This window comes from Streptomyces lacaronensis (assembly GCF_047337785.1).
Classification (GTDB): Bacteria; Actinomycetota; Actinomycetes; order Streptomycetales; family Streptomycetaceae; genus Streptomyces; species Streptomyces lycopersici.
The window spans coordinates 3,681,217-3,701,639 of the sequence record NZ_JBLHDK010000003.1 but is presented as its reverse complement, the minus strand read 5'-3'; the positions used below and the strand labels follow the sequence as shown (position 1 = coordinate 3,701,639).

The following is a 20,423-nucleotide window of genomic DNA, read 5'->3' as shown; positions in this document are numbered from 1 at the left end:
GTCCGGCGGCCAAGGGGTGGACAGTGGACGGTGAGGGGGTCTGACGAGGCGCGACGGTCCGGGGCGGCCGGTGGGTTGGGGGTGGCGGTTCGCCCGCGTGGGGTGGCTCGGGGGATTCGGAAGGGGGTGTGGGAATCGCGCAGGCGAGCGCTTGAGAGAGCGATTTCACGAACATCGGTGATCATGCTCAAGGGCCTGATTATCGTCAGGCAGACGACTATGATCGCGTCATGCCCTACGACCCGTCGGCTTTCCCGGCATTCGCCGTCACCGTTGATCTGGTCGTGCTCACCGTGCGGCGGCATTCACTGTGTGCGCTGGCCGTTCGCCGCGGGGAGCCGCCCTTCAAGGGGCGGTGGGCGCTGCCCGGCGGCTTCGTGCGGCCCGATGAGGATCTCGCCGTCGCCGCTGCCAGGGAGTTGGCCGAGGAGACCGGGCTACTCGCCCATGACCCCACGCTTCCGGTTCCGCCGAACGCGGCCCACCTCGAGCAGCTCGCCACCTACGGCGATCCGAAGCGGGACCCCCGGATGCGCGTGGTCAGCGTGGCGCATCTCGCGCTGGCGCCCGATCTGCCCGCTCCCCGGGCCGGGGGCGACGCGCACAGCGTCCGCTGGGCGCCGGTCGAATCGCTGCTCGACCAGGACGGGGTCTTCGGGCGGGACAGTGATCTGGCCGCCCCGCTCGCCTTCGATCATGCCCGCATCCTCGCGGACGGGGTCGAGCGCGCCCGCTCCAAGATTGAGTACTCCTCGCTGGCCACCGCCTTCTGCCCGCAGGAGTTCACGGTCGGCGAGCTGCGCCGGGTGTACGAGGCGGTGTGGGGTGTGGCGCTGGACCCGCGCAACTTCCACCGCAAGGTCACCGGCACCCCGGGCTTCCTGGTGCCCACCGGTGGTACGACGACCCGTCAGGGCGGCCGTCCCGCCCAGCTGTTCAGGGCCGGAGGGGCGACGCTGCTCAATCCGCCCATGCTTCGTCCCGAGGTGTGACGGGCCATGACACGACGACTCCCCGGGAGTGCTATGTCCTGACGAAATAGGACATAGCGGGTTAACGTTCTCCGGTACGCGACCAGTCCCCACGTGCCATCGAGCGGTTCCATGCCCCGCGGGAGAAGCCATGATCCAGGCCACCGGACTGACCAGCACCCCCCGCCGCAACCATCCGCCCGTTGTCGACGACCTCACCTTCGAGGCCCCGGCGGGCCGGGTCACCGCACTGCTCGGCGGCCCCGGCGCGGGCAAGACCACCGCGCTGCGGCTTCTGCTGCAGCTCGACCGGGGCCATGGCTCCGCCTTCTTCCGGGGCCGCCCCCTGCACCGCATCCGGCGCCCGGCTCATGAGATCGGCGTTCTCCTCGAGGACGTCCCGGGCCACCCGGGCCGCACCGTGCGGGGGCATCTGAGGATGCTCGGTGCCGCGGCCGGGGTGGCTGCCGCACGCGCCGATGTCGTGCTCGATGTGGTCGGCCTCACCGATCTGGCGGATGAGCGTCTCGGTGATCTTTCCACCGGGGCGGAGCGCCGTCTCGGGATCGCCACCGCGCTGCTCGGAGACCCGCACACCCTGGTCCTCGACGAGCCCGCACGGGGCCTGTCGGCGCGGGAGACCACCTGGCTCTACGGGTTGCTGCGTCAATTCGCCGCCCACGGCGGCGCCGTCCTCGTCGCCACCGAGGATGCCGAGGGCGTGATCCGCCTGGCGGACCAGGTGCTCACCCTGGAATCGGGGCGGCTGGTGGCCGATCAGCCGGTGGACGAGTTCGCCCGCACCCGGCTGCGCCCCCGTGTCGTCGTCCACTCGCCGCTCGTCGGCCGCCTCGCCGCCGTCCTGGAGGAGGAGGTCGTGGCCGCCCGGCAGTTGGCCGAGGCCCAGGCGGCGGAGGAGGCGCGGGCGGCGGCCGAGCTCGCGGCCAAAGCCGAGGTTGCCCAGGCCGACACGGCCCAGCCCGACGTGGCCGGCGGGGACGACGTCGTCAAGGCTGAGAGCGCCGGGCCCAAGGCCAGGAAGAGGGCGCTCTGGCGCAAGGTCAGGATGGCCCAGTTCGCCACTCGGGGCTCCGCCGCGCCCGAGGCGAAGAAGGCCACCGCGGAAGCCGCGGCCAACGACAAGACGGCCGACGACACGGCGGCCAGCGGCAAAACGGCCAGCGGCAAAACGGCCAGCGGCAAGGCGGCCAACGACAAGGCGAACAAACCAGACGCGGCAAACCCGGCGGACAAGGCTGCCTCCGCCCCTGCCCCCGCCCCAGCCTCCATCCCCGCCCCCGCTGCCGGTGCCGAAGCGGTCGGCGCCGAAGCGGTCCACGCGCGAGCCGGGGCCGGGGTCGGGAGTGGAGCCGGGACCGAGTCCGATGAGGAGGCGGTCGCCGCGCCCGCCGACCCGTTCTCCGTGGTGCGGGACGACGACACCCATATCTCCGTCTACGGCCTGTCCCCCGCATCGGTCGGGGAGACCGCATACCGCCACGGCATCGTGGTCCACCGGCTGGTCGAGGAGACCGCCGATCTGGGCCCGGGGACTCCCGCGGCCGCCCGCGCCCGCGACCCGGAGGCGCCCCCGCTGCGGCTGCTCCCCAAGCTCCGCTTCCCCGGCCCCGCCTGGCCGATGCGCTACGAGGTGCGCCGCGCCACCGGCGTAAGGACCGGCTGGCTGATCGGCGTCGCCTCCATCGTGGCCTCGCTCCTCGCCTCCGTGCTGCTCGCCCGTGCCGGCGGCACCGGGGAGCTGCACCGGCTCACCGGCTGGCCCGCCGACCTCCCGCTGCCTCCCGTCGCCATCGCGGCCGGTCTCCTGGGCGCCCTCGCCTTCGGCGACGAGTTCCGCTTTCCGGCGCTGGGCGCGACCCGGGACGCCGTGCCCCGCCGACTCGGGCTGCTGGCCGCCAAATTCGCGGTCTGCGCGGCCGGGGCCGTCCTGCTGTCGCTCGGCGTCATCGTGCTCGACAGCGCGGCGCTCCTGCTGCTCGTGGGCGGCAACGCGGTGCCGCTGCCCGGCGACTGGCCCGCGCTGGTGGTCGGCGTCTTCGGCCTGACCATCGGCTCGTCGTGGGCCGGGCTGCTCGCCGCCGGAGTCTTCCGTTCCACCGCGCTCGGGCTGGCCACCCTGCTCGCCGTGCCGATCCTCGCGGTGCCCGTCGTCCAGCGCGCGGCGCAGGACCCGTCGCTGCGTTCGCTGGTCATGCTGCCGCACCGGCTGCGCGCGGCGACGCTGGACCGGTCGCCTTCCATGATCGACCGAGGGCTGGGGGTCGCGCTGCGGCTCGCGTCCCAACCGGTCGGACAGGCGCTGATGTTGTCGGTGGCCGTCCTGCTGTGCGCCTACGCCCTCACCGGTCTGCGCGGCAAGAGCACCCGCCAGTAGCACCCGCCGGTAGCACCCGTCCCGCGCCGGGCGCGCCCGCCCGCCCCGTCGACCACCAGCCCGCCCGCTCCGACGCACCCACCCCGTAGCCCGCTCGGTCCGGAGGCCGCGAGGCCCCGTCCCCAGGCCAGTGGATCAGGCCCGAAGTGGATTCGCACAGCCATCGCGCGAACTGCTCGCAACTCCCCGAGGGATGCTTCTTTCTGTCCGATTGAGCGTCAATTATGAGGTAATGGGCGATCACCCTTTCGTGTGCTTTTCACCAAAGACCTCAAGGGCTTCCGAGGCGTCGCCGACAAAGGATGCGTGAGTACCCTTGCGCACACCACGATGACCGCGGCTCGCCCCGCCGACTCCGGCCTGGCCGGTTCGGGCGAGCTTGACCGCTACACCTACGCCGAAGCCCCCGGCGCCGACCGCGGCAGCGCCCCCTCCGCCTGGGACGGAACCGAGGCGGAGATCGGCCGGGTGGGCCGACGCGCGGCCGGCAACCGGGGCCGCGGGCTGCACGGCCAACTCGTTCAGCAGCTGGGCCAGATGATCGTCTCCGGCGACCTGGGCGCGGACCGTCCGCTCGTCCCCGAGGAGATCGGGCAGCGCTTCGAGGTCTCCCGTACCGTCGTACGGGAATCGCTGCGCGTCCTCGAGGCCAAGGGCCTGGTCAGCGCCCGCCCCAATGTGGGCACCCGGGTCCGCCCGGTCAGCGACTGGAACCTGCTCGATCCGGACATCATCGAGTGGCGCGCCTTCGGTCCGCAGCGCGACGACCAGCGCCGTGAGCTGTGCGAGCTGCGCTGGACCATCGAACCGCTGGCCGCCCGCCTCGCCGCCGGGCACGGCCGCGAGGAGTTGCAGCAGCGGCTCGCCGACATGGTCGAGATCATGGGCCATGCGCTGGCACAGGGTGACGCCCTCACCTTCTCCCGCGCCGACGCCGAGTTCCACGCGCTGCTGCTCCAGGCCGGGGGCAATCGGATGCTGGAGCACCTGGCGGGCATCGTCGCCGCCGCGCTCCATGTCTCCGGGGCCCCGGTCTCCGGCTGCGACCGCCTCACCGAGGCGGGGGTCGCCCACCACCGCAGGATCGTCGAGGCGGTCGGCGAGGGTGACGCCGCGGCGGCCGAGGCGGCGATGCGCCAGCTGCTGACCGTCCACCCGGATCTCGATCACGCCGAGGTCGGGGTGCCCGCGCCGCGCGAGCACTGAGCCGCGGCGCGTCCGGTCACCCGGATCGCCGGGCTTCCGGAGCATGCGGCGTGCGACGTACGGCAGGGCGGTGTCAGTAGGCGGCGAATTCCGGCCCGATGAATGCCGTACGGCGTACGAGAGGGCGTCGCCGGATCCCGCGTCGCGGGTTCGGCGGCGCGGCGCGATGTGATCGATCGGCGCCGTGTGACTCCCATCGGTGCGCGACTGGGAGTTTTCTGTCCCGTTGGATGGGCATTAAGACCGTTATGGGGTGTGACTCGGGCCACGAGTATTGGGCGTAACGCTCTTTGGGGCAGCGCGATGATTAAAGAGGTGGCAGCCGCGGAGGGAATACGGATGTCGCTCAAAACGCTGTACCCCTCCGCACTCCGCCCGCGCCGTCGGTTCATCCCTGCCGGCGGTCGTCGGCTCCGGTCCCCAGCGGACTGAGCCGGAAGCCGTTTCCAACGTTCCGAGAGGTTGTTCGTGTCGGCCAGCACATCCCGTACGCTCCCGCCGGAGATCGCCGAGTCGGAGTCTGTCATGGCGCTCATCGAGCGGGGAAAGGCTGAGGGGCAGATCGCCGGCGACGATGTGCGCCGGGCCTTCGAGGCTGACCAGATTCCGCCAACCCAGTGGAAGAACGTACTGCGCAGCCTCAACCAGATCCTCGACGAGGAGGGTGTGACGCTGATGGTCAGTGCCGCAGAGGCGCCCAAGCGCACCCGTAAGAGCGTCGCAGCGAAGAGCCCGGCGAAGCGCACCGCCACCAAGACTGTCGCGGCTAAGACGGTCGCCGCCAAGAAGACCCCCGCCGCCCCGGTCGCCCCCACCGCGGACCCGGGCGCTGCCCCGGTCGGTGAGGCCGCGGCCGCCCCCGCGAAGAAGGCCGTCGCCAAGAAGACCGTGGCCAAGAAGACGGTCGCCAAGAAGACCGCCGCCGCCGCGAAGAAGACGGTCGCGAAGAAGACCACCGCCAAGAAGGACGTCACCGACGAGCTCCTCGAGGGCGAGGAGGTCATCGAGGAGGCACCGGGCAAGCCCGGCCCCGAGGGCGCCGAGGCCGAGCCGGAGAACGCGGGCTTCGTGCTCTCCGACGAGGACGAGGACGACGCCCCGGCGCAGCAGGTCGCCGCGGCCGGTGCCACGGCCGACCCGGTCAAGGACTACCTCAAGCAGATCGGCAAGGTCCCGCTGCTCAACGCCGAGCAGGAGGTCGAGCTCGCCAAGCGCATCGAGGCCGGTCTGTTCGCCGAGGACAAGCTAGCCAACTCCGACAAGCTGGCCCCCAAGCTCAAGCGCGAGCTGGAGATCATCGCCGAGGACGGCCGCCGCGCCAAGAACCACCTCCTGGAGGCCAACCTCCGTCTGGTGGTCTCGCTGGCCAAGCGCTACACGGGCCGTGGCATGCTCTTCCTGGACCTCATCCAGGAGGGCAACCTCGGTCTGATCCGCGCGGTCGAGAAGTTCGACTACACCAAAGGCTACAAGTTCTCCACGTATGCCACCTGGTGGATCCGTCAGGCGATCACCCGCGCCATGGCCGACCAGGCCCGCACCATCCGTATTCCGGTGCACATGGTCGAGGTCATCAACAAGCTGGCGCGCGTCCAGCGCCAGATGCTCCAGGATCTGGGCCGTGAGCCCACCCCGGAGGAGCTGGCCAAGGAGCTCGACATGACCCCTGAGAAGGTCATCGAGGTCCAGAAGTACGGCCGTGAGCCGATCTCGCTGCACACCCCGCTGGGCGAGGACGGCGACAGCGAGTTCGGCGACCTCATCGAGGACTCCGAGGCGGTCGTCCCGGCCGACGCGGTCAGCTTCACCCTGCTGCAGGAGCAGCTGCACTCCGTGCTCGACACGCTCAGCGAGCGCGAGGCGGGCGTGGTCTCGATGCGCTTCGGCCTCACCGACGGCCAGCCGAAGACCCTCGACGAGATCGGCAAGGTCTACGGCGTGACGCGTGAGCGCATCCGCCAGATCGAGTCCAAGACGATGTCGAAGCTGCGCCACCCGTCCCGCTCCCAGGTTCTCCGCGACTACCTGGACTGATGCGGACCGCCGCTTCATAGCCGCCTTATGGCGGAAGCGGCAGCGGCGCGAAGGCCGGGCCCCCTCCGAGGGGCCCGGCCTTCGCGCTGTTGCCGCCAGGCGCGGTGCCAAGTCCTCCGGCGCCATGTTCCCCGCTTGGCCCACTCGGGATGCGCTTCGCGACGGGGAGGGTAACGCTGAGTGTGCGTCTCACTCCGTATGGTCAGGAGGCCGCATGTTCAGGTCGCCCCGCTCGCTGCTCATCGCCTTGGCGGTGCCGCTGGCCGCCGCGCTCGCGATAGTGCTCACCGCGCCCGCCCCGGCGACGGCCGATCGGGTGGTGATCGGCGGGCATCCGGCCCGTACGGTCGAGGCGCCCTGGGCGGTGGCCGTGGCCAGCCGTGCGCTCTTCGGGGAGAAGAGGTCGGGCCAGTTCTGCGGCGGGGCGATGGTGGGGCCCACAACGGTCGTCACGGCGGCCCACTGTCTGAGCCGTGGGGTGCTCGGCAAGGACTGGCGCGAGGTACGGGACCTGAAGGTGATCATCGGTCGCAACGACCTGCGGAAGAAGGACGGGGTGGAGTACCCGCTCGCGCGGGTGTGGGTCAATCCGGCGTACGAGGGCGACAACCGGGCCGGGGACATCGCGGTGCTCACCCTGGGGGTCGCGGTGCCCGCGGCCTACACCATCCGCATGGCGGGTACCGGTGACCAGGCCTACCGGCCGGGTGAACGGGCCGCGGTGTACGGCTGGGGCGATACGGAGGGCGATGGCACCTATGCCTCGTCGCTGCGCACCGCCACGGTCCGGGTGCTGGCCGACAGCGTCTGTGAGAGCGCCTATCCGGGCAATGCCGAGGGGGACTACGACCCGCGCTCCATGGTCTGCGCGGGGCTGCCGGACGGGGGCCGGGACGCCTGTCAGGGGGACAGCGGAGGGCCTCTGGTGGTCCGGGGGCGGCTGGTGGGCCTGGTGTCCTGGGGGAGTGGATGCGCCGTGGCCGGGCGGCCCGGCGTCTACACGCGGATCTCTTCGGTGGCCGAGCTGGTGGCCGCCCATGGCTGACCGGGGTCCGTGGGTACCTGTGGAAGGGCCCGGAAGGGGTCCCGGAGCGAGCTCCGCAGGGCCCTTGGACCATGCCGGAAGACTGCCTGGGTCACGCCGGAAGACTGCCCCTGGGCCATGTCGAAGGACTGTCCCTGGGCCATGCCGAAAGCGCGGAAAGACCCACGATACGAGCGTGGGCGGCCGCCCCGCTCAGGGGGCAGACCGCCCGGAATCCGGCCCTGGGCCGGCGTCGCTCGTCGTCGTGGGTGTGAGGCGTCAGCGTTCGTCTTCGGACGCGGACGCCGGAACGGCCGTGAGTCGCTCGGTCTCGTCCTGTATTTCCGCGGCGATCTTCTTGAGTTCCGGCTCGAACTTGCGCCCGTGGTGGGCACAGAAGAGCAGTTCACCACCGCTGATCAGAACGACGCGCAGGTACGCCTGGGCGCCGCAGCGATCGCAGCGGTCAGCGGCCGTCAACGGGCTCGCGGGGGTCAGAACAGTAGTCACGTCGCCTCTTCTCTAGCTCGACGAGCTGTCGTACCAGGGTCAACATCCAACCAGCCTGAAATCGTTCCCGCTCGTGGCTTTTTCCCAAAAGTTGCTTCTGAGTAGGCCGGATGGTGACGTTTGGCGGCGAATGAGCCGTATTGCCTAGCTTTGATGCTTCGCGTCGATTGTCTGGTTTGCCCTCCCGGCCGGGTTGCCGGTTGTGAATGAGGACGTGCCCGGAGCCTAAATGGTTCATGCCTGAAAGGGAACGTGATGTGTGCGGCACCGCCGCGAGGTATCGAACGTACGAGCGAAACGGTGGCCGGTGCGACTAGCATGGACGTTTCAGCGGGTGGCGGCACAAAGGCTCTATCAAGCCTCGGTACGCTCTGACAGGCGACCATGCCACCATCGTGCCCACAGCTGGGCCAACCAGAAATTCAGCGAGGAGCGAACCGCGTGACCGCCGACACGTCCGTGCCGTCCACTGCGCTGCTGACCGGAGCAGACCGGGGCGGCGGTAACTACACCGCGCGGCACCTTCTCGTCCTCGAGGGGCTCGAGGCGGTGCGCAAGCGCCCCGGTATGTACATCGGCTCCACCGACAGCCGTGGCCTCATGCACTGCCTCTGGGAGATCATCGACAACTCGGTGGACGAGGCCCTGGGTGGCTTCTGCGATCACATCGAGGTGATCCTCCACGACGACGGATCCGTGGAGGTGCGGGACAACGGCCGGGGGATCCCGGTGGACGTCGAGCCCAGGACGGGGCTGTCCGGCGTCGAGGTCGTGATGACCAAGCTGCACGCCGGCGGAAAGTTCGGCGGCGGCTCGTACGCGGCCTCCGGCGGTCTGCACGGCGTCGGCGCCTCCGTGGTGAACGCGCTGTCCGCCCGTCTCGACGTGGAGGTGGACCGCGACGGCAAGACCCACTCGATCAGCTTCCGCCGCGGCGTCCCCGGGATCTTCACAGAATCCGGGCCGGACGCCCCGTTCGACCCGTCCAGCGGCCTCCTCAAGGGCAAGAGGGTTCCCAAGACCCGCACCGGCTGCCGCATCCGCTACTGGGCGGACCGCCAGATCTTCCTCAAGGACGCCAAGCTCTCCGTGGAGACGCTGTACGCGCGCGCCCGGCAGACCGCGTTCCTGGTGCCGGGGCTCACCCTGGTGGTCCGGGACGAGCGGGGTCTGGAGGGGCGGGAGGGGCCGGTCGAGGAGACCTTCCGCTACGACGGGGGGATCAGCGAGTTCTGTGAGTACCTCGCCCAGGACAAGGCCGTCTGCGATGTGCTGCGGCTGTCCGGGCAGGGCACCTTCAAGGAGACCGTGCCGGTCCTCGACGAGCGCGGTCACATGACCCCGACCGAGGTCACCCGCGAGCTGGGCGTCGACATCGCGCTGCGCTGGGGCACCGGCTACGACGCGACGGTCAAGTCCTTCGTCAACATCATCGCCACCCCCAAGGGCGGCACCCATGTCTCCGGCTTCGAGCGCTCGATCACCAGGACCGTGAACGAGGCACTGCGCGCCACCAAGCTGCTGCGGGTCGCCGAGGACGACGTCGTCAAGGACGACGCCATGGAGGGCCTGACGGCGGTGGTGACCGTAAGGCTGGCGGAGCCGCAGTTCGAGGGCCAGACCAAGGAGGTGCTGGGCACCTCGGCGGCCTCCCGCATCGTGGCCAATGTGGTCGCCAAGGAGCTCAAGGCGTTCCTGACCTCCTCCAAGCGGGACGCCAAGCAGCAGGCCCGCGCCGTCCTGGAGAAGGTCGTGGCCGCGGCCCGTACGCGCATCGCGGCCCGCCAGCACAAGGAGGCGCAGCGCCGTAAGACCGCGCTGGAGTCCTCCTCGCTTCCCGCGAAGCTGGCCGACTGCCGCAGCGACGACGTGGGCCGCAGCGAGCTGTTCATCGTCGAGGGGGATTCGGCGCTGGGTACGGCCAAGCTGGCCCGGAACTCCGAGTTCCAGGCGCTGCTGCCGATCCGCGGCAAGATCCTCAATGTGCAGAAGTCGTCGATCTCCGACATGCTCAAGAACGCCGAGTGCGGCGCGATCATCCAGGTGATAGGGGCCGGATCGGGCCGGACCTTCGACATCGACCAGGCGCGCTACGGCAAGGTGATCTTCCTCGCCGACGCCGATGTCGACGGTGCCCACATCCGCTGTCTGCTGCTGACCCTCTTCCAGCGCTATATGCGGCCGATGGTCGAGCAGGGGCGGGTCTTCTCGGCGGTGCCGCCGCTGCACCGGGTGGAGCTGGTGAACCCCAAGCGGGGGCAGAGCAAGTACCTCTACACCTACTCCGACCAGGAGCTCCAGGAGACCCTGCTGGACCTCCAGCGCCGGGAGATCCGCTACAAGGACGGCATCCAGCGCTACAAGGGTCTCGGCGAGATGGACGCCGACCAGCTCGCGGAGACCACGATGGACCCGCGCCACCGCACCCTGCGGCGCATCAACATCAGCGACCTGGAGGCGGCCGAGCGCGCCTTCGACCTGCTCATGGGCAATGAGGTCGCGCCCCGTAAGGAGTTCATCACCAACTCGGCGGCGACCCTGGACCGGTCGCGCATCGACGTCTGACGCCCGGCCCCTCGGCAGGGCCGGTCCGGCGGGGTCTCCCACCCGGGAGACCCCGCCGGGCGTTTCCCCGCGCTGCCCGCTTCTGTAGTGCCGTTTCCGGGCCGTTCATCACCTGAGTCACCTGATGGGGTGAAGGTCCGGTATTGAAGGGCTCTGGATCTTTCTGATCTGCACATCCTTGGTCACGCGGTGAATGCCGCAGTGAACAAGGAGTGTTCGGGTGGACATGCACAACGCGCGCGACACGGGAGCGGCGCGACTGGAGGACCCGTGGTATGACGCGCTCGCGTCCGGTTGGGGTGAGGCGGACGACACGGACGGCGAACCCAGGGGCGCGCGTCCACCCGCCGCCCAGGCGGTCTACACGGAGGTGCACGGCAGCGCCGCCTTCCAGGAGGTGCGCCGCCGCTATCGCCGGTTCGTGTTCCCGGTGACCGCCGCGTTCCTCATCTGGTACCTCGCGTATGTCGTCGCGGCCACCACCGCACCCCGACTGATGGCCCGCCCGGTCGTGGGCACGCTCAATGTGGCGATGGTCGCGGGACTCGCGCAGTTCGCCACCACCTTCCTGCTGACCTGGGCGTACGCCCGGCACGCACGGCTGCGCCGGGACCGGGTCGCGCTCGAACTCCGCTGGGTGACGCAGGAGATGATGCGGGGGCACGGGCGGTGACCGGCAATCAGCAGAGCCTGGCGCTGCTGCTCTTCGGCCTCTTCGTGGCGGCCACGTTGGCCATCACCACCTGGGCGGGGCGCCGGCGGCACGGCTCGCCGGAGGAGTTCTACGCGGGCGGGCGGCTGTTCTCCCCGATGGAGAACGGCTTCGCCATCGCCGGTGACTACATGTCCGCCGCCTCCTTCCTCGGGATCTCCGGCCTGATCGCGCTCTTCGGCTATGACGGGGTGCTCTACTGCGTGGGCTTCTTCGTGGCCTGGCTGGTGGTCCTGTTGTTGGTGGCGGAACTGGTCCGCAACTGCGGCCGGTTCACCCTGGCCGATGTGCTGGCCGCGCGGATGCGGGAGCGCCGGGTCCGGATCGCCGCGGGCATCTCCTCGGTCACGGTCTGTGTGCTGTATCTCGTGGCCCAGATGGTCGGCGCGGGCAGTCTGGTCGCCCTGCTGCTCGGGGAGACCGGCGGCCGCGCCCGCGCCTGGACGGTGATCGGCGTGGGCACCCTGATGGTGGTCTTCGTGGCGCTCGGCGGGATGCGCGCCACGACCTGGATCCAGATCGTGAAGGCCGTGCTGCTGATGGGCGGGGCGATCGCGCTGACCGCCCTGGTCCTCGTCCGCTTCCGCGGCGATCTCGACACCCTGCTCAGCACCGCCGCGCGTAACAGCGGCCACGGCGTGGACTTCCTCGCCCCCGGGCTCAAGTACGGCGGCGACTGGACCGCCCGGCTGGACTTCGTGAGCCTCGGCGTCGCCCTGGTGCTGGGCACCGCCGGGCTGCCGCACATCCTGTCGCGCTTCTACACCGTGCCCACCGCCCGTGCCGCCCGCCGCTCGGTGATCTGGTCCATCGGGCTGATCGGCGGCTTCTACCTGATGACGATCGTGCTCGGCTTCGGCGCGGCCGCCGTGCTGGGCACCGATGCCGTACGGACCTCCAACGCGGCCGGGAACACGGCCGTTCCGCTGCTCGCGCTCGACCTCGGCGGTGGCGCCGGATCGACCGGGGGCACGGTGCTGTTCGCGGTCGTCGCCGCGATCGCCTTCGCCACCATCCTGGCCGTCGTCGCCGGGATCACCCTCGCCTCCTCGGCCTCCGTCGCCCATGACCTCTACGCCTCGCTGAGCAGACGGGCGGGCCGCACCCCGCGCGGCGAGGTGGTGGTCGCGCGGATCGCGGCGGTGGGGATCGGGGCGGCCGCGATCGGTCTTGGGCTGCTCGCCGAGGATCTCAATGTGGCGTTCCTGGTGGGGCTCGCGTTCGCCGCCGCCGCGTCGGCGAACCTTCCGGTGCTGCTGTACTCGCTGTTCTGGCGGCGGTTCACCGCGCGCGGCGCGGTCTGGTCGGTCTACGGGGGGCTGCTTCCCGCGGTGGCGCTGGTGGTGCTGTCCCCGGTGGTCTCCGGCGGTCCGGACGCGATCTTCTCCGGGGTGGACTTCCACCTCTTCCCGCTCCAGAACCCGGGGCTGGTCTCGGTGCCCCTCGGGTTCCTGGCGGGCTGGCTCGGGACGGTCACCTCACCCGCCCCCGCGGACGTCCCCGCCCATGTCGCCAAGCACGCCGAGACGGAGGTGCGGGCCCTCACCGGGGCGGGCGCGGCCTGAGGCGGGGAAGGGCTCAGACCCAGTCGTAGCGGTGCTCGGGGCGGCCGGTCTCGCCGTACTTGAGGCTGAGCCGCACCCGGCCCGTGCGCTCCAGCAGCTTCAGATAGCGCTGTGCGGTCTGTCTGCTGAGCGAGGAGCGCTCGGCCACCTCCTGCGCCGACAGCGGGCCCTCAGCGCCGCGCAGCACCTCCCGTACGAGATCGGCGGTGAGCGCGGAGTGGCCCTTGGGCAGCTCCGCGGGGCCGGCCGAGGCGCCGCCCAGGGCACCGAAGATCCGGTCCACCTGGTCCTGCCCGGCCTCGCCGTCGCCCTCCAGGGCGCGGCGCAGCGCCGCGTACCCCTCCAACTTGGCCCGCAGCCCCGCGAAGGTGAACGGCTTGACCAGGTATTGGAGTGCGCCATGGCGCATCGCCGCCTGGACGGTCGCGATGTCGCGGGCCGCGGTCACCATGATGATGTCGGTGTGGTGGCCGAGCTGCCGCAGCCGTCGCACCAGCGACAGCCCCGTCTCATCCGGCAGATAGTGGTCGAGCAGTACCAGGTCGACGTGGGCGCCCTGGGCGTCCTCCAGGAAGGCCAGCGCCTCGGCGGCGGTGTGCGCCTGCCCGGCGACACGGAATCCGGCCACCTTGCCGACGTACGCGGCGTTGACCCGGGCCACCCGGACGTCGTCGTCCACGACCAGCACCCCCAGGGGCCCGCCCGGTCCGGTTCCAAGGGTCATCGTGGCTCTCCTGTCGCGGTCAGCGGCGCCCCAGCCGGCTGTTCGGCCAGCGCCTCGGGGAGGACGACGGTGAACTCCGCGCCCCCGCCCTCGCGGTCGGACACGCGGACGCTGCCGCCCTGGCGTTCGGCGAGCCGGCGGACCAGCGCGAGCCCTATGCCCCGCTTGCCGTGCGCGGGCGGTTCCTTGGTCGACCAGCCCTCGGTGAAGACCACGTCGCGCCGGTCGGCGGGGATCCCGGGGCCGGTGTCGGAGACCCGCAGCAAAACCGTACGGTCGTCGGCACACAGCTCCACCTCGACCCGCGGCTCCGGCGAACCGACCGCCGCGTCCAGGGCGTTGTCGATGAGATTGCCGACGATCGTCACCACCCCCGGAGGGTCCACCAGCCGGTCGGGCAGCAGGCTGTCCTCGGCCACGGACAGCGAGACGCCGCGTTCGGTGGCGACCGTGGCCTTGCCGACCAGCAGGGAGGCCAGCAGCGGATCGTGCACCCGCTCGGTGACCTGCTCGGCGGTGGCCCGGTGCACCCCGATCGCCTCGGTGATGAACTCCATCGCCTCGTCGTGCAGTTCGAGTTCGATCAGGCCGAGGAGGGTGTGCATCCGGTTGGCGTGCTCATGATCTTGAGCCCGCAGGGCGTCGATCAGCCCCCGGGTGCCGTCCAGCTCGCGGCCCAGCCGCTCCAGCTCGGTGCGGTCACGCAGGGTGACCACCGCTCCGCCGTCGTCCGTCGGCATCCGGTTGGCGACCAGCACCCGGCCGCCGCTGACGGCCAGCAGATCGGCGCCGGTGACCCGCCCGGACAGCACATCGGTCGTACGGCCCGGGGACAGTACCGCCTCCAGGGGCTGCCCGGTGTCCTCGGGGCGCAGATCCAGCAGCCGCTGGGCCTCGTCGTTGATCAGGCGGATGCGGCCGTGGGCGTCGAGGGCGACGACGCCCTCCCGGATGCCGTGCAGCATCGCCTCACGCTCGGCCAGCAGTGCCGAGATATCGGAGAAGGCCAGGTCATGGGTGCGTCGCTGGAGTCGGCGGGAGACCACGTACGCGGCCAGGGCGCCGACGGCGAGCGCGCCGCCCGCGTAGGCGAGCATCTCCGGGACCGCGGCGACGAGCCGGGCACGCACGCTCTCGTAGGAGATGCCCACGGAGACGGCGCCCACGATATGGCCGTCCCCGGCGCGCAGGGGCACCTTGCCGCGGGCCGACCGGCCGAGGGTGCCGTCGTCGATCTCCATGACCTCCCGGCCTTCGAGGGCCTCGGTGGGGTCGGTGGAGACATGCTTCCCGATCTCGTCCGGGGAGGTGTGGGACCAGCGCACCCCGCGCCGGTCCATGATCACGACATATTCGGCGCCGGTCGCCCGGCGGATGCGTTCCGCCTCGGTCTGCACCGGCCCGCCGGGGGTGGGCCGGGTGTGCTGGAGCGCGTCGGCCATCCGGGGCTCGGCGGCCGTGGTCTGGGCGATGGCGAGGGCACGGCGCATGGCCTGGTCGTCGAGGTGGTCGCTGAGCGGCGCGAGGAAGAGGCCGGTCGCGAGCACGGTGACACCCGTGGCGATGGCCAGCTGCATCAGCAGGACCTGGGAGAAGACGCGTCGGGGCCAGCCGATGCGCCACCTGGTGGCCGTGGCTGCCGGCCCCGGCGGTATCGCGGCGCTCATGGCAACGAAGGGTAACCAAGGGCGGGCGGGAGGGACCGGGGCAGGACCCGGGGAGGCGCCCGCGGAGGGGGCCGGGAGCGGCGATCCCGGGGTGCTGCGGGAGTGGGTGCGGGCTTACCGGGGGCCGGGCCTGGGCGTCAGAGGCGCCATGGGTTTACGGGGGCGGGGCCTGGGCGTCAGAGGCGCCCGGCGGCCATCGCCCGTACGCCGTGCGTGGGCCGCCGGGCGGCCCGGACCCCGACGACCTCCATCCGGGCCGGGGAGCCCAGGGGGAAGCCACAGCTCTCCGGCCGCGGTGGCGCCGCGGCGAGCTGCGCGACGCTCACCCGCCAGGCCCGCCCGTCGCGGTGCGCGACGGTCACGGACCAGACCGGGGCCTCGCCCTCGGTCCGTACGACGGTCAGCGCGTCGGCCCCGTCCTCGCGGGTCAGCTCGCGGATGGCCAGCTCCGCCGCCTGGCCGGGGCGCTCCCAGGTGGAGCGGCCGCGGCAGCCGTCGGTGACCACCCGGCCGTTCCGCAGCGCCTCGATGGCGTCCTTGACGCCCCGTGCGGTGGCCCTGCCGTAGGCGTAGCCGTGCGGCAGTACGACGAGGGTGGGGGAGAAGCGATGGCCGCCGATATGGGTGATCTCCCAGGTGCTGTGGACCCCGGAGGCGGCCAGCTCACCGGCCAGGGGGCGGCCGAGGAGGGCGCAGCAGCGGTCGCGCTTGCCGTTGGTGCACACCAGCACCAGCGGGTCGCCGGTGTACTCCTCCCAGGCGGCGGGATCAGCGGCGGGGCTGTGGGGCTCGTGGAATTCGTGGGGCACATGGGGTCGCAGGGTGAGCCCGTCGGGGTCGCCCGCGCCCAGTGCGGCGAAGTCAAGGCCGAGCAGCCGTGCCGGATCGTCCAGCGCGGTGGTGCGGATCCAGGAGCGGCCGGGCCGGGTGTGGGCCACGAACACCCGGTGCCTGGCGCCGGTGTGCAGATCGGCGTGGCGGCCGGGGCGGCGGATCAGCGCGACCCGTACGCCGGTGCCCTCGGCGGCGCGCTCCAGGGCGCGCCCTACGGCCGGGTCGAGGCGGCTGGCGGTGAGGGCCTCGGTGCCCCAGGGCCCGGGCTGTTCCACCAGCAGCCAGGTGGAGGCGGTGGCCGCCGTCCCGGCGAGCGGCTCGGACAGGTCGCGGGAGGCGGTCGCGCACGTGCTCACGAAGGTAAGCCTAACCTCTCTTGATCGAGAGCGCTCACCGGGTCGTGCGTACGCGCCCGAGCCGTGGTGGAGGGACGAACGACCCGAGCCGAACGGCGCCTCATCGGCCCCAGGCCGGCGGAGCGCGGCAGTCCGTATTCCGCCGCGTACTCACCGTTCCATGGGGTGGGAGCAGCCGGGAAAATGGCACCCAGGGGGCGGAGGGGGCGGATATGGGTGGCTTATGGGCGCGGTGGCGCGGCCGCCGGGGAAGACGCGGGGCGCGCCCGCTGGATCCCGGGCTGAGGGCCATGGTGAGGGCGGCCTACGACGAGGGGCGGCCGATTCCCGAACCGCTCGCCCGTAAGGCGGCCGAGGCCGGTGATCCGCGGGGGATGACCGTCTACGGCATCGGGCTGGGGCAGCGGGGCGCGTACGCCGAGGCGGTCCACTGGCTCGGCAAGGCCGCCGGGACGGGGGATCTCTCGGCCATGGTAGTGCTCGGCACCGTGCATCTGGACCGCGGCGAGCTGGGCGAGGCGGAGCGGCACTTCCAGCGGGCGGCCGACCGCGGCCACGACGGCGCGCGCCTTGCCCTCCGGCAGATGCGCGCCCGGCGCAACGGCAGCGGCCACTGAATCGTTTGCCGTGGCCGTCGGCTGTCCGGGGCCGACCTCACCGTGGCGCCCGGCCGCGGACCGGGGCGCGCGGCCGCGAACAGGGGGCTTCTCCCGGCGGCGGCCGGGGGAGCCTGGCGCGGTCGCCCGCACGGCGGAGGATGGCCCTCGCCCTGGGCAGGGCGGGCGTACTCGGGCCCCTGCGGCACCGCGGCGAGGGATCGTGCCGGGCGAAGGGAGCGGGGTAGCCGTCACACCGGGTCATGCCGGGCCCCGGCGAGCCGTGCCGCGGGTCGGGGAGCGGGGCGGGCCGTTGTGCGGACGGGCCCGAGGGAGTGAGCGGCGCCTGCGGCCGGGAGCGGCGCGGTGCCCGGGAACGGCGGCGCTCGTGAGCGGCGAGGGGCCCCGGGAACGGCGAGGGGCGCGGCACGCTCGCGGTGCCGCGCCCCTGCGCCCGTCCTGCCCGTCCGGGCCGGCCCGCCCGTCCGCCGGACCCGCCCGCCCGGGCTACACCGGCCCGGCCACCACCGTCACCGGCTTGGCGAGCGGCTCGCCCGAGCCGTCGCGGCGCGGGTCGATCTCCGGGAGGGCCGCCGGGGAGCCGTTCGCCCCCGCCGCGCGGGCCGGGACCGTCCCCGCCCAGGCCATGACCAGGCAGTCCTCGCCCTTCAGGAACCGCTGACAGCGCACCCCGCCCGTGGCCCGGCCCTTGCGCGGGTACTGGTCGAAGGGGGTGAGCTTGGCCGACTGCTGCACCGAGTCATCGAGGGTGCCGCTCGCGCCCGCGACCGTGAAGACCACCGCGTCGCTCGCCGGGTCGACGGCCGTGAACGAGATCACCTTGGCGCCGGAGGTGAGCTTGATGCCCGCCATACCGCCCGCGGCGCGGCCCTGCGGCCGCACCTGGCCGGCCGCGTAGCGCAGCAGCTGGGCGTCGTCGGTGATGAAGACCAGGTCCTCCTCGCCGGTGGACAGCTCCACCGCGCCCACGATCCGGTCGCCCTCCTTGAGGCCGATGACCTCCAACTCGTCCTTGTTGGCGGGGTAGTCGGGGACCACGCGCTTGACGACGCCCTGCTCCGTGCCGATCGCGAGCCCCGGTGAGGACTCGTCCAGGGTGGTGAGGCAGATCAGCTCCTCGTCGTCCTCCAGCGAGAGGAACTCGGCGATGGGCGCCCCGCCCGACAGATTCGGGGGTGCGGCCGACTCCGGGAGGATCGGGAGGTCGATCACCGAGAGCCGCAGCAGCCGCCCGGCGGAGGTCACCGCCCCTACGGAGCCGCGGGCCGTGGCCGGGACCGCGGAGACGATCACATCGTGCTTGGCGCGCTTGGCCTTCCCCTCGACCGGGAACGGCTCGCCGTTGGCGGTACGGGCCAGCAGCCCGGTGGAGGACAGCAGCACCCGGCAGGGGTCGTCCGCGACCTCAAGCGGCACCGCGGTCACCGGCGCGTTCGACGACTCCAGCAGCATCGTGCGGCGCGGGGTGCCGAACTTCTTGGCCACCGCGGCCAGTTCGGAGGAGACCAGCTTGCGCAGCTCGGCGTCGGAGTCGAGGATCCGGGTCAGCTCCTCGATCTCGGCGTTGAGCCGGTCGCGCTCCGACTCCAGCTCCAGCCGGTCGAACTTGGTCAGCCGGCGCAGCGGGGTGTCCAGGATGTACTGCGTCTGGACGTCGGAGAGGCCGAAGCGCTCGATGAGGGACCGCTTGGCCTCCGCCGCGTTCTCGCTCTGCCGGATGAGGCGGATGACCTCGTCGATGTCGAGCAGTGCCACCAGCAGGCCCTCGACCAGGTGCAGCCGGTTCCGCCGCTTGGTGCGCCGGAACTCGCTGCGCCGACGGACCACGTCGAAGCGGTGGTCGAGGTAGACCTCCAGCAGCTCCTTCAGGCCCAGCGTGAGCGGCTGGCCGTCCACCAGCGCCACGTTGTTGACGCCGAAGGACTCCTCCATCGGCGTGAGCTTGTAGAGCTGCTCCAGGACGGCCTCGGGGTTGAAGCCGTTCTTGATCTCGATGACCAGCCGCAGCCCGTGCTCACGGTCGGTGAGGTCCTTGACGTCCGCGATGCCCTGGAGCTTCTTCGCGCCGACCAGGTCCTTGATCTTGGAGATGACCTTCTCGGGTCCCACCGCGAAGGGGAGCTCGGTGACGACGAGGCCCTTACGGCGGGCCGTCACGTCCTCCACGGCCACCGTGGCGCGGATCTTGAAGGTGCCGCGGCCCGTCTCGTACGCGTCCCTGATGCCGCTCATGCCCACGATCCGGCCGCCGGTGGGCAGGTCGGGCCCCGGCACATGCCGCATCAGCGTGTCGAGGTCCGCGCCCGGGTGCCTGATCAGATGGCGGGCGGCGGCGATGACCTCGCCCAGGTTGTGCGGCGGCATATTGGTGGCCATGCCGACCGCGATCCCGGACGTGCCGTTGACCAGCAGGTTCGGATAGGCGGCGGGGAGGGTGACCGGCTCCTGCTCACTACCGTCGTAGTTCGGGGAGAAGTCGACCGTGTCCTCGTCGATCGACTCGGTCATCAGCGAGGTCGCCGACGCCATCCGGCACTCGGTGTACCGCATCGCGGCCGGCGGGTCGTCGTTGCCCAGCGAGCCGAAGTTCCCGTGGCCGTCGACCATCGGCAGGCGCATGGAGAACGGCTGCGCCATGCGCACCAGCGCGTCGTAGATCGACGCGTCGCCGTGCGGGTGGAGCTTTCCCATCACCTCGCCGACGACGCGGGCGCACTTCACATAGGAGCGCTCGGGGCGCAGGCCCATGTCGTTCATCTGGTAGAGGATGCGGCGGTGCACGGGCTTGAGCCCGTCTCGTGCGTCGGGCAGCGCGCGCGAGTAGATGACCGAGTAGGCGTACTCGAGGTAGGAGCCCTGCATCTCGTCGACGACGTCGATGTCGAGGATGCGCTCCTCGAAGTCGTCCGGCGGCGGGGTCTTCGTGCGGCGGCGGGCCATCGCGCTTGGGGCTCCTTCAACTGCCGATGCGGGATCTGACGCGGACCATTGTGGCCCGGTCCACCGACAAGTGTGGAACGGCCCGGGGCGCTCGCGGCCGGTGCGGGCCCCGGAACCGCGCCCGGCGGCACCCGGCGAAGCCCCCTCGAAGGGGTCCGGATCCGGCGCCGGAGGGCCCGCCGAAACGGTTCGGGACAGCTCGGCGGGACGGGAGTGGACCGGAACTTCGCCAGATGTCCGTCCCCTTGCATACAGTGACAGAAGCGCTGCGCAAGCGGCTGGCACGCGCTCCATCACGCGATC

General features: G+C 71.7%; 14 protein-coding genes. 9 read left to right on the top strand and 5 right to left on the bottom strand.

What is annotated here, in order from left to right:
• Positions 1-230 precede the first annotated feature (230 nt).
• The 5 genes from ACMTAK_RS15560 (at position 231) to ACMTAK_RS15540 (ending at position 7,651) form a co-directional block, all read left to right on the top strand.
• The gene (locus ACMTAK_RS15560; protein WP_413806797.1) at positions 231-992 is read left to right on the top strand and encodes an NUDIX hydrolase; all 762 of its coding nucleotides are present in this window, start codon (positions 231-233) and stop codon (positions 990-992) included.
• A gap of 130 nt (positions 993-1,122) precedes the next feature.
• A complete protein-coding gene (locus ACMTAK_RS15555) occupies positions 1,123-3,366 on the top strand; it encodes an ATP-binding cassette domain-containing protein (protein ID WP_413806796.1) in 2,244 nt (747 codons plus the stop codon).
• A 252-nt stretch (positions 3,367-3,618) separates the two neighbouring features.
• Positions 3,619-4,572, top strand: coding sequence for a FadR/GntR family transcriptional regulator (locus ACMTAK_RS15550; RefSeq protein ID WP_413806795.1), 954 nt, complete (start codon positions 3,619-3,621; stop codon positions 4,570-4,572).
• A gap of 468 nt (positions 4,573-5,040) precedes the next feature.
• Complete coding sequence (locus ACMTAK_RS15545; protein WP_413806794.1) at positions 5,041-6,606, top strand: RNA polymerase sigma factor; 1,566 nt, start codon at positions 5,041-5,043, stop codon at positions 6,604-6,606.
• Between the two features lie 214 nt (positions 6,607-6,820).
• Entirely contained in the window at positions 6,821-7,651 is an 831-nt protein-coding gene (locus ACMTAK_RS15540) for a S1 family peptidase (protein ID WP_413806793.1), read from the top strand.
• Between the two features lie 258 nt (positions 7,652-7,909).
• On the opposite strand, the gene ACMTAK_RS15535 is transcribed toward ACMTAK_RS15540, so the two are convergent.
• Positions 7,910-8,140 carry a DUF7455 domain-containing protein gene (locus ACMTAK_RS15535; protein WP_037964812.1) on the bottom strand — a complete coding sequence of 77 codons (231 nt, stop codon included), beginning with the start codon at positions 8,138-8,140 and terminating at the stop codon, positions 7,910-7,912.
• Positions 8,141-8,581: 441 nt separating this feature from the next.
• Between ACMTAK_RS15535 and ACMTAK_RS15530 the strand changes: the two genes are divergently transcribed.
• The 3 genes from ACMTAK_RS15530 to ACMTAK_RS15520 all read left to right on the top strand — a co-directional run bounded on the left by ACMTAK_RS15530 (position 8,582) and on the right by ACMTAK_RS15520 (position 12,982).
• Positions 8,582-10,705 (top strand): DNA gyrase/topoisomerase IV subunit B, encoded by a 2,124-nt coding sequence (locus ACMTAK_RS15530; protein ID WP_413806792.1) that lies wholly within the window; start codon positions 8,582-8,584, stop codon positions 10,703-10,705.
• 220 nt (positions 10,706-10,925) lie between these two features.
• Entirely contained in the window at positions 10,926-11,378 is a 453-nt protein-coding gene (locus tag ACMTAK_RS15525; protein WP_413806791.1) for a DUF485 domain-containing protein, read from the top strand.
• Positions 11,375-12,982, top strand: a complete 1,608-nt coding sequence (locus ACMTAK_RS15520; protein ID WP_413806790.1) for a solute symporter family protein — start codon at positions 11,375-11,377, stop codon at positions 12,980-12,982. The genes ACMTAK_RS15525 and ACMTAK_RS15520 overlap by 4 nt, the downstream gene beginning before the upstream one ends.
• 13 nt (positions 12,983-12,995) lie before the next feature.
• On the opposite strand, the gene ACMTAK_RS15515 is transcribed toward ACMTAK_RS15520, so the two are convergent.
• From ACMTAK_RS15515 to ACMTAK_RS15505, 3 genes are all read right to left on the bottom strand, one after another.
• Positions 12,996-13,706 (bottom strand): response regulator, encoded by a 711-nt coding sequence (locus ACMTAK_RS15515; RefSeq protein WP_413806789.1) that lies wholly within the window; start codon positions 13,704-13,706, stop codon positions 12,996-12,998.
• Positions 13,703-15,373: an ATP-binding protein gene (locus ACMTAK_RS15510; protein WP_413806788.1), complete on the bottom strand. Its 1,671-nt coding sequence runs from the start codon at positions 15,371-15,373 to the stop codon at positions 13,703-13,705. Before ACMTAK_RS15510 ends, ACMTAK_RS15515 begins: the two co-directional genes overlap by 4 nt.
• A 176-nt stretch (positions 15,374-15,549) precedes the next feature.
• Positions 15,550-16,563 (bottom strand): sucrase ferredoxin, encoded by a 1,014-nt coding sequence (locus ACMTAK_RS15505; protein WP_413806787.1) that lies wholly within the window; start codon positions 16,561-16,563, stop codon positions 15,550-15,552.
• Positions 16,564-16,853: 290 nt separating this feature from the next.
• Between ACMTAK_RS15505 and ACMTAK_RS15500 the strand changes: the two genes are divergently transcribed.
• Positions 16,854-17,180, top strand: a complete 327-nt coding sequence (locus ACMTAK_RS15500; protein ID WP_413806786.1) for a tetratricopeptide repeat protein — start codon at positions 16,854-16,856, stop codon at positions 17,178-17,180.
• Positions 17,181-17,666: 486 nt separating this feature from the next.
• Here the strand turns inward: ACMTAK_RS15500 and ACMTAK_RS15495 are convergent, their stop codons facing one another.
• Positions 17,667-20,120 carry a DNA gyrase/topoisomerase IV subunit A gene (locus ACMTAK_RS15495; RefSeq protein ID WP_413806785.1) on the bottom strand — a complete coding sequence of 818 codons (2,454 nt, stop codon included), beginning with the start codon at positions 20,118-20,120 and terminating at the stop codon, positions 17,667-17,669.
• Positions 20,121-20,423: the final 303 nt, after the last annotated feature.